This window comes from Pseudoalteromonas sp. KG3 (assembly GCF_030436385.1).
Taxonomy (GTDB): Bacteria; Pseudomonadota; Gammaproteobacteria; order Enterobacterales; family Alteromonadaceae; genus Pseudoalteromonas; species Pseudoalteromonas prydzensis.
In genome coordinates this window covers 273,357-287,221 of sequence record NZ_CP098523.1, presented here as the reverse complement: position 1 = coordinate 287,221, position 13,865 = coordinate 273,357, and the positions used below count along the sequence as shown (strand labels likewise).

Here is a 13,865-nt window from a genome sequence, read left to right as displayed (position 1 = left end):
ACACTAAATAAGCTCACGGCAAGATCATTATAAATTGAACTTATAGAATATGTAGTGATCAGATCAAGGCATAATAATCACCTTGGTCACGTAAAATATGAGCGCTACTTTTCTGAAACACTTTAATTCAATTACCGATCCTCGCATTGAACGCTGTAAAAAGCATGAGCTTATCGATATTCTCCTTTTAGCCATTAGTGCAGTAATCTCCGGTGCACAAGGATGGGAGGATATTGAAGACTTTGGGCATCTAAAACTTGATTGGTTAAAAAGATATGGCGCTTTCAACGCGGGTATTCCAAGACACGACACCATAGCCCGTGTCATTTGTCGGTTAAAATCAGATGAAATAGAGCATGCATTTCAATCTTGGATATCTTCACTTATTGAAACCACGGGTGCTGATATTATTGCTATGGATGGAAAAACTGCACGTCGTTCATTTACAACCAAAGATAGAAAAAGTGCTTTACATACCGTCAGTGCATGGAGCTGCCAACACCAGTTAGTTTTAGGGCAAACAGCCGTTGATAGCAAAACAAATGAAATCACAGCCATACCTGAGTTACTCACCATGCTAGATATTGAAAATAGCATCATTACACTTGATGCTATGGGCTGCCAGCAAGAAATAGCGAAACAAATAATTAAACAAAAAGCTGATTATATCCTAGCGCTCAAAGGTAACCATTCAGGTATGCAGAGTGAATTAGAAGCTTGGTGGCACAAGAGTGAGCGCGAAGGATTGACCAATAGCAACTATGATAAACATACCGAAATAAGCTCAGGGCATGGGCGCATTGAAACAAGGGTTTGTCAGCAATTGCTTATTGATAAAAGCTGGTTAGATAAAATCTACCAATGGTCTGGCTTAAAGAGTGTTATTCAAGTAACCGCTGAGGTTCACGATAAATCATCAGGTACAGACACGATAGAAACGCGTTGGTATATTAGTTCGTTAGCGTTAGGTGCGGAGCAAGCACTTAATGCGGTACGAAGCCACTGGCAGGTTGAAAGTATGCATTGGATGTTGGATATGAACTTTAGGGAAGATGAATCAAGAATCCGTAAGAAGCAAGGACCCCTTGTTTTTAACGTAATGAGAAAAATAGCCATGGCGTTATTTAAACAAGATACAACTAAAACAGCCAGTATGGCGAGAAAAAAGAAAATGGCAGGGCTAGACGATGATTATCGCTCAACCCTGTTAGAATCTGGGATTAAAATGCGCTAGCCGTGTAAATAAGCTTACATAGCCTACTAACTTATATTGACGTGCTTTTAAAATAGTCTGTGATTGTAAGTAATGGATAAAACAAAAACTTATTACCGCCAGCGCTAATACTTGAAATGAAAACTGCAACTTTGCAAACCAAAGGGGTAACTGCTCAGAACTAAAGTAATTCAACATCCCTTTCGCTATTAAAAACTCGCCTAAAATACACCCAAAATACGCAAGCAAATAAAGTGAGGTAGTTTGATGAGACAAAATATAAACAGTGCCAGCAATTGAAATACACAGCAGCAACAGGCCGATAATCAATGTAAAGTTTCGCAGTTTAGTATTAACCAACTCAGTAAACTGTTGCTGTGTAGTCAAGCCAATATTGATCCAATAAATATCATTATGACGAGCAGAAACTACAGCCCAGTGCGCCCCGTCATTGTTATATATTTGATGAGGCAACACTTTATTAATTACAGGATTAATATCATTCTGCTCTGTGCTTAACAGGCTAAAATCATCGTCTAAAGCGTAAAAGTTAATATGTGATAGGTAAGCATTATCAGTATAAATAACGCTTAATGATGACTTTCGGTACTGAGATAAATCAATAATAAACCAATAGTTTTGCTCTGCTTCTATGCGAACATGTGATAAATCAGATTTAATCTTGGTAGTGATTGCATTTTGTAATAACGGTTTTGCCGTTGTAAAGGAGGAATTTGCAGGTACGATCCAGCCTGTCACAGCGGTATCATTTGCAGCTATCGCACACGATGATGCCGCAACACTAAAAAGTACTAGTAAAATATTTATAAAAACTGTTCGCGCGAATGCACTTACCTGAACCACTATCACTCCATGTGCTTTAAACATATATAGCTAATGCGCTTCAAATCCGAATATCTTAGATATTAAAAGCAAGTAGGTAACGCTTAATATTAAGTCACTGTTAAGCGCTGAATTCTTTACCTTAATTTAATTTAGCTATAGTACATTGCAAAAAGATACTTAAAGTATGGAAGTATTAAGTGAAATTGCCAGTAATTAACCCAAAGGATATTTTTACCCAATAAAAAGGCCTACCCTAAGGTAAGCCTTTATTTAAAACTGCATTTTAATTAATTGCTGTCGTCGCTGATACGGCTTGCAACGGCACTGGTTTGATCTTTATATTTGGCATCTTTGCGCGTGTTATAGGGGTTTTCAGCAGGTCCTGACATAGTTTCAAAACTCATTGCACCAATTTTCATCATTGGTCTGAGCGCCAACGGCAATTTACCCGAGTTATAGAACTCTAATACGATATTACCAGACCAGCCAGGATCAATTCTATGCGCAGTTACATGCACCATTAAACCTAAACGTGCTAATGACGAACGCCCGTCAAGCCAACCCACAATATCAGCCGGTAGTGTTACTTTTTCATAAGTCATTGCAAGGGCTAGTTCACCTGGGTGTAAAAAGAATGCATCGCCCTCTTTTAGTACGATTTCATCGCTCATTATCGATTCCATCGCTTTATTAAGCTGATCTTTAGGCCCGCTTAAATCAACATACGCTGCGGTATGATCTTGAAATACACGAAACTTATTTCCCAAGCGTAAATCCACAGTTACCCCAGAAATCATTTCATCCGTTGGGCTTGGCTCAATAATAATACGTTGTTGGGCAATATATTCTTTAATATGGGTATCTGATAATCTCATTAGTTAATCATCCGTAATCACGATCTCAACTGAGTCATGATGGGGTTGTTGATAGTAAAGCGTACTGGCAATTAAGCGAGCAGCATCAGCATAAGTTTTACTCACAGTAGCTTGGTTATCCATTGCTATTAATTTGCCTTGCTCTGAGTATTCGCGAATATCAATCGCCAGTGGAATTTTTGACAACACAGGCACACCATGACGCTGAGCTAATTTTATTGCGCCGTCTTTACCAAATACATGATTAGGCTCACCACAGTGTGAGCATAAAAAATGGCTCATGTTTTCAATCAAGCCTAACACCGGCACATTAACTTTATTAAACATGGCAATGCCTTTTTGCGCATCAGCCAATGCTAAATCTTGTGGGGTGGTAACAATCACTGTGCCACTGGCAGGCACTTTTTGGCTCATTGTTAATTGAATATCGCCTGTGCCTGGCGGCATATCTACAATCAGGTAATCAAGCTCGCCCCAAGCTGTTTCGTTAAGTAACTGATTAACCGCACCCGAGGCCATTGGCCCGCGCCAGACCGTGGCGTCATCACTAGGCACTAAAAAACCGATTGATTGCGCTTTAATGCCATTAGCATCAAAGGGCTGTAATTGTTTATCATCTTGTGTCGTAGGCGCGCCGGTTAAGCCCAGTAACATTGGAATAGAGGGACCATAAATATCCGCATCTAAAATCCCAACTTTGCCGCCCTCTGCGCTAAGTGCGCCCGCCAAATTCACAGCTGTAGTTGATTTACCAACCCCGCCCTTGCCAGAGGCGATCAATATGATATGTTTTATAGATTTGAATTTGCATGCATCAGGCAGCTCAACCTTGGCGTTGATCACCACGGTTTGTTTAAGCTTGTGACTGACAAACTCAGCCACTTGTGGCATTTCAGACAGTGCAGCAAATGGCAGCGTTAAATTGAGCAATAGTGAGTTATCATTTTGTGGTTCAATACCATTGATAAATTTTTCATCAATGCCAACTGCAAAAGCGGCACTGCGATACCCTGCTAAAGCAGTAAGAATCGGTTGTTTTTGCACCGATTTAGAAGAGAATAGTTTCGACAGTCCAAACATAGCAATAAAATAGTGTTTCTTTGATGAAAATTGCCTCGGAATTATGTAACATTCAGGGCATTAACACCAGTCAATTAATGAAAATCGGCTAACCACTAAGGTGTTTCCTTTAGGTTTGCTGATAATATTATGATTTTCATCCGTTCCCTAACCGGAACCGTCAATTCGGAATGATTATGGCACAGCGAAAGATCCTCATTACCAGCGCATTACCTTATGCCAATGGCCCAACACATTTAGGCCATTTATTGGAATATATTCAAACTGATATTTGGTCACGTTTTCAAAAACTACAAGGCCACGAAGCATATTATGTTTGCGCCGACGATGCCCACGGCACACCAATAATGTTAAATGCGCAAAAGCAAGGGATCACGCCGGAAGAAATGGTAAAAAATGTCAGCATTGAACGTCAACGCGACTTTGCTGATTTTAATATCAAATTTGATAATTACCACAGCACCCACAGCCAAGAAAACAAAGAACTAAGCGAGCTTATTTATAATCGCTTAAACGATGCCGGTCATATTAAAAAACACACTATTTCCCAGTTGTTTGATCCTGAAAAAGGCATTTTCTTACCGGATCGTTTCGTAACGGGTACATGCCCTACGTGTAAGTCTGAAGACCAAAATGGTGACAGCTGCGACGCATGTGGTGCAACATACAGCCCAACAGAGCTTATCAACCCACGCTCTGTAATGTCGGGTGCTGAGCCGATACTTAAAGATTCTGAGCATTACTTTTTCGATTTACCTGCGTTTGAAGGCATGCTTAAAGAATGGCTGCACTCCGGTACTATTCAACAAGAAATGGCCAACAAGTTAGACGAATGGTTTGCCGATGGCCTGCAGCAGTGGGATATCAGCCGTGACGCACCTTACTTTGGTTTTGAAATCCCAGGCGCACCAGGTAAATACTTTTATGTATGGTTAGATGCGCCAATTGGTTACATGGCCAGCTTTAAAAACCTATGCGACAAACAAGACATCGACTTTGATGCATTTTGGCAAGAAGGCTCTGACGCTGAGCTTTACCACTTCATAGGTAAAGACATCATCTATTTCCACAGCTTATTTTGGCCTGCTATGCTTGAAGGCGCAAAATTCAGAAAACCAACCAATGTATTCGCCCATGGTTTTGTCACAGTTAACGGCGCGAAGATGTCTAAATCAAAAGGCACGTTTATTAAAGCGCGCACTTATTTAGACAACCTAGATCCTGAGTTTTTACGTTATTACTACGCAGCAAAACTTAACAGTGGTATTACCGATCTTGATCTAAACCTTGAAGACTTTGCACTGCGTGTAAATTCAGACTTAGTTGGTAAAGTGGTTAATATCGCCAGTCGATGTGCCGGTTTTATTACTAAAAAGTTTGACGGTAAATTAAGTGACACTGTAATGGAGCCACAATTATTAGCTGAATTCCAAGCAGCTACCGACACTGTTGCTCAACACTATGAAAACCGTGACTACAGCCGTGCAATTCGTGAGATCATGGCACTGGCTGATAAAGCCAACCAGTTTATTGATACCGCCGCACCTTGGGTATTAATTAAAGACGAAGCAAGGCAAGAAGAAGCGCACCAAGTATGTTCGCTTGGACTTAACTTATTCCGCGTATTAATGACTTACTTAAAGCCAGTATTACCGGGTATGGCGGCCAATGTAGAAGACTTCTTAAATGATGAGCTATCATGGCAAGGCGCGCAAACTGCGCTGGTAAGCCACCCTATCAATAAGTTTAAACCGTTAATGCAACGTGTAGAAATGGATAAAGTGAACAAAATGGTTGAAGAATCAAAAGAAAGTTTATTAGCAGCAAAAGACAAAATCGACCCAAACAGCCCACTGGCAAAAGAGCCAATTGCCGCTGAAATCGAATTTGATGATTTTGCCAAAGTAGATTTACGGGTAGCGAAAATAGCCAAAGCAGAGCACGTTGAAGGTGCTGACAAGCTACTAAAACTCACTCTTGATTTAGGCGGCGAAACACGCCAAGTGTTTGCTGGTATAAAATCAGCTTACGCACCAGAAGACATCGAAGGCAAATTAACGGTGATGGTTGCAAACTTAAAGCCACGTAAAATGCGCTTTGGCATGTCAGAAGGCATGGTGTTAGCAGCAGGCCCTGGCGGTAAAGAAATTTACATACTCAATCCAGATGATGGCTCAGAGCCAGGCATGCGAGTAATGTAACTTAACGTTTAAACAGTTAATCACTAAAAAGCCGTTGTGTTAAAACAACGGCTTTTTTGATTGCCCTATAAATCATAACCAATTAAAACGCAAAAACCCATACTGACTAATCAATATGGGTTCTTTGTAATGCTGTTTATAGCTATACAGGAATAACTTATAGAGAAAGGTATTCTTTAGCGCGAGTCAGGTTATGAGAAACCATTGTGCTGTCAGCCATTTTTGACGCTTCGTATAAATCAGACAAGCCAGCAGCATCGTTTTTAGCCATCATGCGTGACACACCACGGTTACTTAATGCGTAAGATGTAAGCTCACGTACTTTAAGTTTAGACTCACGGCTTTCTTTTAACAGTGCAATTGCTTTAGTACAAATTGCTTCAGCTTGCTCGTAGTTTTTTGATTTAACATTCAACGCACAACTGTTAAACGACTGCTCAACTGGCTGTGGTGCAGTAGCCGTTTCAATAACCATTAATTTATAATCACTGCCACCAGCCATAGCAGCTGCTGAGCAAGTTAGTAATGAGCCAAGTGCGATGGTTTTAATTAGTGTAAGTTTCATGATTATATTCCTATTTACCTATTTGATTATTTGCCTAAGTCGTGTCGTGTTTGTTGGCGACAACTGAACTTTAGAGTGTTAGCTCAATTTCGACAAACGATAAAAATAAACCCGATAGGTGAAGAAAATTAACCTATAGACTTTAGTCGAATGCAAACAAGAAAAGCACTAATAAAAACAAACAATAAAAAATAAGTGATATAACTTAAGCAAAATGAAATTGCGCAATTTTGTTCAAGTTTTTAAATTCTAACCTGCATATACTAAGTGCTATAGGTTACTTACAAAAGCAAGGCTGTCATGAATCAATTTCAGTACATCAACGATAAAACATTAAACCAGTTTACCCTGCTTGATGCGAAGATGACTGACTTTAGCTATTCAAAACACGCCCATGAAGAATACTCTCTGGGTGTGACCTTACAAGGTCGACAAGACTTTTTCTGCCAGCGAGCGTTTCATAAAAGCCCAAGTGGCGGCGTCATTGTTTTTAATCCTGATGATATACACGATGGACAATCTGGTGTAACTGAGCACTTAGAATACGTGATGCTCTACGTCCACCCAGATGAATTTACACCGATGTTTAACGCATTGGGCTACACTAAAAATGCAGCGCCAAGAGTGGCATGCCCTTTATTAAACGACCCTGTATTAGCGCAGCAAATTCTAGCCCTTAAACAACTGACACATAGTGGCAATTACACGCGTATTGATGGTGAAGCTGCGCTATTTAATATTGCTCATTCGCTCATAAAGCACACCGGTTGCGCGATTGATCCGCTCAGCATCAGCTCAAAAAAAGACACCCTATTACTTAAGGCCAAAGATTACATCATGGCAAACTTAGCTAATGACATATCGATTGATGACATTGCAGCTGCCGCGACTATGTCGAAGTATCATTTCATTCGTCTATTTAACCAACAATTTGGCATCACACCACACCAATATGTGTTGAACTGTCGGATCAACCAAGCTCGAAAATACATAGAATCTGGTTTGAGTTCCTCGCGAGTCGCATTAGATGCAGGCTTCGCCGATAACAGTCATTTAAACCGCCACTTCAAACGTATTTTTGGTTTGACGCCTAAAGCATCCCCAAAATTAGCCTTTATATATCAATGAATTAAAAAATGTGGGAAGCGAGGGAACATTCATGGTGTTTTGTGATCTTATGAATCGCTTAAAAACAACAGAACTAAACACCATGAATGCGTCTACTATTTTGCACAATATGCTCCACGCTGTCACCCCTAACTCAATTCATAAAGCCAGATTTAATAGTTTAGTCGCTGCCGTTAAATCTCTATTGCACTGTCAGCAATGTACCTTGACTTCTATCGGCCGCAACTTGAATTCAAAAACAACTGAAAAACATGATATTAAACGTATTGATCGACTACTCAGTAACCACGAGCTTTTGCGTGAGTCGACATCGGTTTATGTTCGCTTAAGCCGTTTTGTGGTCACTGAAAAGCATCCCGTCATTTTGGTTGATTGGAGTCATGCAGATACACAAACCAAATACTGTATTCTGCGTGCCAGCATTGCCAGTGAAGGTCGTTCTTTGACCCTGTATCAGGAAAGTGCATTCAGTTTTCAGTATCATTGCCCAAAAGTTCAAAAACGGTTCTTAAAGATGCTCAAACTGATTTTGCCGGGTGACTGCCGGCCCGTAATTGTGACGGATGCGGGCTTTAAAGTTCCTTGGCTCAAAGCCGTGCGAAACAATGGCTGGCATTATATTAGCCGTGTTCGAGGTACGGCACATTTGAAAACGCAGGGCAGCGATGAGTTTGTTCCATGCCAGTCACTATTCAAGAGCAATCAACGTAAGAGCCAGTATCTTGGCGCGACCGAGTTGACCAAAAGTGCAAAATATCAAACTCATGCAGTGCTGGTTGGCAAGGGACATAAGTTATTAAAAAGAGATAAAAAACGTGGTTATAAGGAGCCTTGGCTACTCGTTTCTTCTCTTCCAAAGAGGCACCACTTTCTCGAAAAAGTACTCAAATTATATGGTATGAGAATGCAGATAGAAGCAGGATTTCGAGATCAAAAAAGTGTTAGGTTCGGCTTAGGCTCAGATCTGCACAGGACAAACAAACTCTATCGATTAGACATACTGTTGCTGCTTGCCACACTGGCTCATTGGTTCTCAATGATGCTGGGGGCAGTGATAGACAAAGCAGGAAAGACAGGCGCTTTTCAAGCTAATTCAACCAAAAAAAGACGAGTAGTGTCATGGGCATTTGTTGGGCTGCGATACTTCAAAAAACAGTCCATTAAACTGCGACGGCGAGATTATTTGGCAGGACTAGCCTATTTCGTACAGGTGGTAGTGCAACTCGATTGGAAAAATATGGATGTGAGTGATGTAATTGAAACTTAGTGATTATTTCTGGGGATCCCTTAGGTTTGACGCCCAAGCAATACCAACGACAAATCTCGCGCTAAATTACAAAGGCTCACTATGTTAGAAATATTCGCTTACGCCATTGGTATAATGTATACCCCTGGGCCAATAAATTTGCTCGGCCTGCAAAGTGGTATCAATAATAAAACCACTGCACACTTAGGTTTTTTTGCCGGAGTAGCAAGTGCGATGCTTTTACTATTTTTACTTTTAGGTTATGTAGGAATTGCACTGATCCCAGCAAAAATATTGCCGGTTATAAGTTTTGCGGGATGTTTATATATTCTCTATATCGCGGTGAGGGTAGCTAAAACACCAGTCAACTTTGACAACCAGACCACCAGCACAAAGCCGCTCACCTTTAGTAACGGCCTATTTATGCAACTGCTAAACCCCAAAGCACTAGCGGCAACCTTGCCAATCACCACCATTCAATTCCCAGCAGCGGGCATTGCTGGCAGCAGTATTGTGTTGTGGTCATGTATTCTCGCACTATTAGCATTCGGCGCACCAGCGAGCTACTCACTTGCAGGCAGAGCCATAGGTAAACACATGACAAACGCATACTACTTTAAAATAATAAATTTATTGATGGCCGCATTACTTGTGGTAGTTGCAGCAGATATAGCCATCACGCAAATTTTTATACAGTAATAGCGGCAAAGGAGTTACAGCAGGTTTTACAGCATACTCGCCCTTCCCTGCGCTATAAACGCAAAAAGCCCATATTGAATTAATCAATATGGGCTTTTCTATAAACTGTAAGCCTATAGAGAAAAGTAGTGTTCAGCGCAGATCAGATTATGAAAAACCACCACGCTGCTGGCAACTCGCGTCGCGTCTAATAAACTGAGCGACCGCAATCATGCGTGATACGAACGGTTAATCACTTTTTATGCTGTAAACTCATATACTCTAAATTGTGACTCACTGCTTTTTTGTAAAAGTGCAATTGTTTTAGTGCAAATCGTTTAAACTTATTCATGATCATATTCCTATTAAATTAGTCGCGTTTGTTGCCGACAACTGAACTTTAGAGTATTGGCTCAACGCCTACAAACGATATAAATAAACTCAATAGGTGGTATTAAAAGACCGTAATAAAACCATTTGGGATTGTTTATCTTCATTTTATGCCCGCGATACAACCGCACATGCTCTAAAGCTGGCAGGCAATGGGGCTACAACAGTGCTTCCAGGTATTTTGCATTTGTGATGGTGGGTTTAACGTTTCAACGCTTGGGTTAATGCGGTTGTTTAGGGTGTTGTGGGGGATTAAAAGTAGAGGTGAGATAAGTACTAGCTAGCGCTTATCTCAAAGTTCCTTGCAAAGAAAGCTTCGCTTGTAATACTTTTAAGATTTAATGTTGCGAATTGTCTATTTTAGAAACTAATGCGTCAAGCACCATTAAGTCATTAGCTTTTTCCATGTATTCATCGCTATCTTCATCGAGCTGCTTAAGCTCTGTTGTTTCTTTTTCAATTCTACTTTTAAGGGTACTTTTTATTAGCCTAAGTTCTAATCGTGAAAACATAATTATCCTACATTTTGATTTGGCACACCGATAAAACAAGAAACAGCCATCGAATCTAATTGATTTAACTTATCTAAATACTGGGTTACGGGCATGTCGTATAGGGGTCGAATTGTAAAATGATTTTTACCTAATGAACCTCCATCATCTAACGACACATGCAGTCCTTGCGGCATTTTAGACTTTGCCGGTAATTTCCACCACAACGTACCAAATTTAGGGTTTCTATAATTAAATAGTGATAAGCCCCCCGATTTACTGTCAACAAAGTCTATATCATTCTTTCTTTTGCAGCTCTATTTTGATTGCATCTTCTAAGTTACGAACGGTGCAGCACCATTACCAGTGAATAATGTTGATATTGCCCGACGAGCACCATGTGGTAGGAACTTGGCCGTTTTGTATTTTTCAAATATTAAGACCAGCAATACTTACTTAGCTTAAACTATAAGACTAATATCGTACCACCTCAGTTAAGCTCACTGAGAATATTATGATTAACATCATTTCATCATCGAAACCTATAAACTCCCTCGCCCATATGCCATAATCTAAATAATTCATGAATTTAGTAACTTGGCAGTTTTTCAACCATGCCAAGCTAACTTAAAGGGTTTTTAAATGGCTTATCAAGAGCAAAATCAAGCAACTATTTATTGGCACGATTATGAAACGTGGGGGGCGAGCCCACAAAAGGATAAGCCGAGCCAGTTTGCGGGTATTCGTACCGACCTTGATTTAAACATTATTGGTGAGCCACTCATTGAATATTGCAAGCCCGTGGCTGATTATTTACCGCATCCGGAGGCGTGTTTGATCACCGGTATTACCCCCCAGGTAGCAATGCAAAAAGGCTTGGTTGAGGCCGATTTTATTGCCAAGATCCATGCCGAGTTTAGTGTACCAAATACCTGTGTGGCCGGTTATAACAGTATTCGCTTTGATGATGAAGTAAGCCGCTATAGCTTTTACCGTAACTTTTACGACCCTTACGAACGTGAATACAAAAACAATAATAGCCGTTGGGATATTATTGATTTGGTACGTGCTTGTTATGCGCTACGTCCTGAAGGTATTGAATGGCCGTTAAAAGAAGATGGCAGCCCAAGCTTTAAACTAGAACATTTAACGGTTGCCAATGGCATTGAACACGCAGCAGCCCATGATGCACTAAGCGATGTGACTGCGACTATTGCATTAGCAAAGCTTATAAAAGAAAAACAACCTAAACTGTATAACTTCTTTTTTAGTCTACGGGGTAAAAAAGCACTCGCGGAATTGGTCGATGTATTTAACATGACGCCGTTGGTGCATACTTCATCACGTATTCCTGCAACCCAAGGCTGCACCAGTTGGATTGCGCCAATGAGCTTTCATCCGACTAATAAAAATGCCGTGGTGTGTTTTAACTTAACCGAAGATCCACAGGTATTACTAGATTTATCAATTGAAGACTTGCGCACTCGCCTTTATACCAAACGCAGTGAGCTAGCTGATGATGAACTACCTGTCGGGTTAAAGCTGGTGCATTTAAACAAGTGCCCTATTTTAGCGCCTGCAAAAACGTTATTGCCAGAGAATGCGGCCCGTTTAGGGATTGATCGTGAGCAATGCTTAAAGAACTTAGCAATATTAAAAGCCAATCCAAGTCTTCGCGATAAAGTCACTGAAGTATTTAACGACAGCCCTGATTACGGCAAAACCACTAATACCGATTACATGCTGTATGACGGTTTTACTAGCCATGCAGATAAAGCTAAGTTTGCTATTATCCGTGATGCCAGTCCTGAGCAATTGGCGGGTATGAAGCTTGATTTTGAAGATAAAAAGTTTGATAACTTATTATTTAAGTATCGTGCCCGTAACTGGCCACAATCGCTTAATCAAGATGAGCTCGATCAATGGCGTCAATACTGCCAAAACAAGTTAATGCATGGCGAAGATCAACCGTCGATCAGCGCCCAAGATTTTATGATCACCCTTGAGAACCTCGCCCATGAGCATGACGATAATGAAAAGAATCTGACTATTCTAAAAGCGCTGTATAACTACGCGCAGAGTATGTAAGCGGTAAGCTGCTTATTTTAATGAGTGAAGCGCCTTAGTCACTATACATTAAGGCGCTTAATAACAATTTATTTTTTATGTAGTGCTTCAATGCGTGCCAATAAACTTGAAGTATCATAGCGACCACCACCAAGTGCTTGTACGTCAGCGTAGTACTGGTCAACCGTTGCGGTCATTGGTAAAGTAGCCCCATTGTTTTTTGCTTCATCAAGGGCAATACCTAAATCTTTACGCATCCAATCAACGGCAAAACCAAACTCGTATTCACCTGCCCACATGGTTTTGTAGCGGTTTTCCATTTGCCATGAGCCGGCGGCCCCTTTAGAGATGGTCTCAATTACTTTTTCGCCATCAAGGCCTGCTTGCTTAGCAAAATGTAAACCTTCTGCTAAACCTTGTACTACACCCGCAATACAAATTTGATTAACCATTTTACATAATTGGCCTGAGCCCACTTCACCTAATAATTGGCTAAAACGACTAAATGCAGCCATCACAGGTTGTACTTTAGCAAATACTGCTTCATCACCACCTGCCATTACAGTGAGTACACCATTTTCAGCACCAGCTTGACCACCAGATACAGGTGCATCAATAAAAGCGATATTTTGAAGCGCAGCTTTTGCAGATACTTCTCGAGCAACTTCGGCTGAGGTGGTAGTGTGATCAACTAACACTGTGCCATCAGCCATACCAGCAAGTACGCCGTCTTCGCCATAAACCACTGAACGTAAGTCGTTATCGTTACCTACACACATAAATACGATATCAGCCCCTTTTGCAGCAAGCGCAGGAGTAAGTGCCACTTTGCCCGAGTATTGCTGTACCCATTGCTCTGCTTTAGCTGTAGTACGGTTATAAACGGTAACTGTATGGCCTGCATTAGCTAAGTGACCCGCCATTGGATAACCCATAACACCTAAACCGATAAACGAAACATTCATTGACATAAAATTGACCTATTTCAGTGGTAACTTAAAAAGATACTTTGATTATCTCAACCGAACAGTAAAAAAGCGAATGAAAAAGTCTTCATTAAATTTCTTCATGGACGGTTCACAGCA

The 13,865-nt window shown here is 40.7% G+C and carries 13 protein-coding genes; 6 read left to right on the top strand and 7 right to left on the bottom strand.

All coding sequences use genetic code 11. The annotated features are described in order from the left end of the window. Window positions 1–97: 97 nt before the first annotated feature. On the top strand, window positions 98–1,234 hold the full coding sequence (locus NDQ71_RS01525) for an ISAs1 family transposase (protein WP_024602346.1): 1,137 nt from the start codon (window positions 98–100) through the stop codon (window positions 1,232–1,234). Here NDQ71_RS01525 and NDQ71_RS01520 read toward each other — a convergent pair. The 3 genes from NDQ71_RS01520 to apbC form a co-directional block, all read right to left on the bottom strand. After that, window positions 1,208–2,077 carry a hypothetical protein gene (locus tag NDQ71_RS01520; protein WP_301562131.1) on the bottom strand — a complete coding sequence of 290 codons (870 nt, stop codon included), beginning with the start codon at window positions 2,075–2,077 and terminating at the stop codon, window positions 1,208–1,210. The two genes, NDQ71_RS01525 and NDQ71_RS01520, sit on opposite strands and share 27 nt — an antisense overlap. A gap of 269 nt (window positions 2,078–2,346) precedes the next feature. Then, window positions 2,347–2,934 (bottom strand): dCTP deaminase, encoded by a 588-nt coding sequence (gene dcd / locus NDQ71_RS01515; RefSeq protein ID WP_064666023.1) that lies wholly within the window; start codon window positions 2,932–2,934, stop codon window positions 2,347–2,349. A 3-nt stretch (window positions 2,935–2,937) separates the two neighbouring features. Then, window positions 2,938–4,014, bottom strand: coding sequence for an iron-sulfur cluster carrier protein ApbC (gene apbC / locus NDQ71_RS01510; protein ID WP_301562130.1), 1,077 nt, complete (start codon window positions 4,012–4,014; stop codon window positions 2,938–2,940). Between the two features lie 176 nt (window positions 4,015–4,190). On the opposite strand from apbC, the gene metG reads away from it, so the two are divergent. Next, window positions 4,191–6,215, top strand: a complete 2,025-nt coding sequence (gene metG, locus NDQ71_RS01505; RefSeq protein ID WP_301562129.1) for a methionine--tRNA ligase — start codon at window positions 4,191–4,193, stop codon at window positions 6,213–6,215. 157 nt (window positions 6,216–6,372) lie between these two features. Here metG and NDQ71_RS01500 read toward each other — a convergent pair whose 3' ends face one another. Beyond that, entirely contained in the window at window positions 6,373–6,780 is a 408-nt protein-coding gene (locus NDQ71_RS01500; protein ID WP_064666020.1) for a hypothetical protein, read from the bottom strand. A 300-nt stretch (window positions 6,781–7,080) separates the two neighbouring features. Between NDQ71_RS01500 and NDQ71_RS01495 the strand changes: the two genes are divergently transcribed. The 3 genes from NDQ71_RS01495 to NDQ71_RS01485 all read left to right on the top strand — a co-directional run bounded on the left by NDQ71_RS01495 (window position 7,081) and on the right by NDQ71_RS01485 (window position 9,853). Beyond that, window positions 7,081–7,908 carry an AraC family transcriptional regulator gene (locus NDQ71_RS01495; RefSeq protein WP_192540663.1) on the top strand — a complete coding sequence of 276 codons (828 nt, stop codon included), beginning with the start codon at window positions 7,081–7,083 and terminating at the stop codon, window positions 7,906–7,908. Between the two features lie 49 nt (window positions 7,909–7,957). Next, entirely contained in the window at window positions 7,958–9,175 is a 1,218-nt protein-coding gene (locus NDQ71_RS01490) for an IS4 family transposase (protein WP_301562642.1), read from the top strand. 81 nt (window positions 9,176–9,256) lie between these two features. Further along, window positions 9,257–9,853, top strand: a complete 597-nt coding sequence (locus NDQ71_RS01485; RefSeq protein WP_064666018.1) for a LysE family translocator — start codon at window positions 9,257–9,259, stop codon at window positions 9,851–9,853. Window positions 9,854–10,560: 707 nt separating this feature from the next. Here NDQ71_RS01485 and NDQ71_RS01480 read toward each other — a convergent pair. Both NDQ71_RS01480 and NDQ71_RS01475 read right to left on the bottom strand, forming a co-directional pair. After that, window positions 10,561–10,734 carry a hypothetical protein gene (locus NDQ71_RS01480; protein WP_283710847.1) on the bottom strand — a complete coding sequence of 58 codons (174 nt, stop codon included), beginning with the start codon at window positions 10,732–10,734 and terminating at the stop codon, window positions 10,561–10,563. 2 nt (window positions 10,735–10,736) lie between these two features. Next, window positions 10,737–10,910: a hypothetical protein gene (locus tag NDQ71_RS01475; RefSeq protein ID WP_283710848.1), complete on the bottom strand. Its 174-nt coding sequence runs from the start codon at window positions 10,908–10,910 to the stop codon at window positions 10,737–10,739. A gap of 445 nt (window positions 10,911–11,355) precedes the next feature. Between NDQ71_RS01475 and sbcB the strand changes: the two genes are divergently transcribed. Further along, window positions 11,356–12,801 carry an exodeoxyribonuclease I gene (gene sbcB, locus NDQ71_RS01470; protein ID WP_301562128.1) on the top strand — a complete coding sequence of 482 codons (1,446 nt, stop codon included), beginning with the start codon at window positions 11,356–11,358 and terminating at the stop codon, window positions 12,799–12,801. Between the two features lie 68 nt (window positions 12,802–12,869). On the opposite strand, the gene NDQ71_RS01465 is transcribed toward sbcB, so the two are convergent. Continuing rightward, the gene (locus NDQ71_RS01465; protein WP_192543128.1) at window positions 12,870–13,751 is read right to left on the bottom strand and encodes an NAD(P)-dependent oxidoreductase; all 882 of its coding nucleotides are present in this window, start codon (window positions 13,749–13,751) and stop codon (window positions 12,870–12,872) included. Window positions 13,752–13,865 lie beyond the last annotated feature (114 nt).

Coding starts and splice junctions, on each gene's coding strand:
- NDQ71_RS01525 (WP_024602346.1), top strand. CDS start 98: ATGAGCGCTACTTTTCTGAAACACTTTAATTCAATTACCGATCCTCGC.
- dcd (WP_064666023.1), bottom strand. CDS start 2,934: ATGAGATTATCAGATACCCATATTAAAGAATATATTGCCCAACAACGT.
- apbC (WP_301562130.1), bottom strand. CDS start 4,014: ATGTTTGGACTGTCGAAACTATTCTCTTCTAAATCGGTGCAAAAACAA.
- metG (WP_301562129.1), top strand. CDS start 4,191: ATGGCACAGCGAAAGATCCTCATTACCAGCGCATTACCTTATGCCAAT.
- NDQ71_RS01500 (WP_064666020.1), bottom strand. CDS start 6,780: ATGAAACTTACACTAATTAAAACCATCGCACTTGGCTCATTACTAACT.
- NDQ71_RS01495 (WP_192540663.1), top strand. CDS start 7,081: ATGAATCAATTTCAGTACATCAACGATAAAACATTAAACCAGTTTACC.
- NDQ71_RS01490 (WP_301562642.1), top strand. CDS start 7,958: ATGAATCGCTTAAAAACAACAGAACTAAACACCATGAATGCGTCTACT.
- NDQ71_RS01485 (WP_064666018.1), top strand. CDS start 9,257: ATGTTAGAAATATTCGCTTACGCCATTGGTATAATGTATACCCCTGGG.
- NDQ71_RS01480 (WP_283710847.1), bottom strand. CDS start 10,734: ATGTTTTCACGATTAGAACTTAGGCTAATAAAAAGTACCCTTAAAAGT.
- NDQ71_RS01475 (WP_283710848.1), bottom strand. CDS start 10,910: ATGCCGCAAGGACTGCATGTGTCGTTAGATGATGGAGGTTCATTAGGT.
- sbcB (WP_301562128.1), top strand. CDS start 11,356: ATGGCTTATCAAGAGCAAAATCAAGCAACTATTTATTGGCACGATTAT.
- NDQ71_RS01465 (WP_192543128.1), bottom strand. CDS start 13,751: ATGTCAATGAATGTTTCGTTTATCGGTTTAGGTGTTATGGGTTATCCA.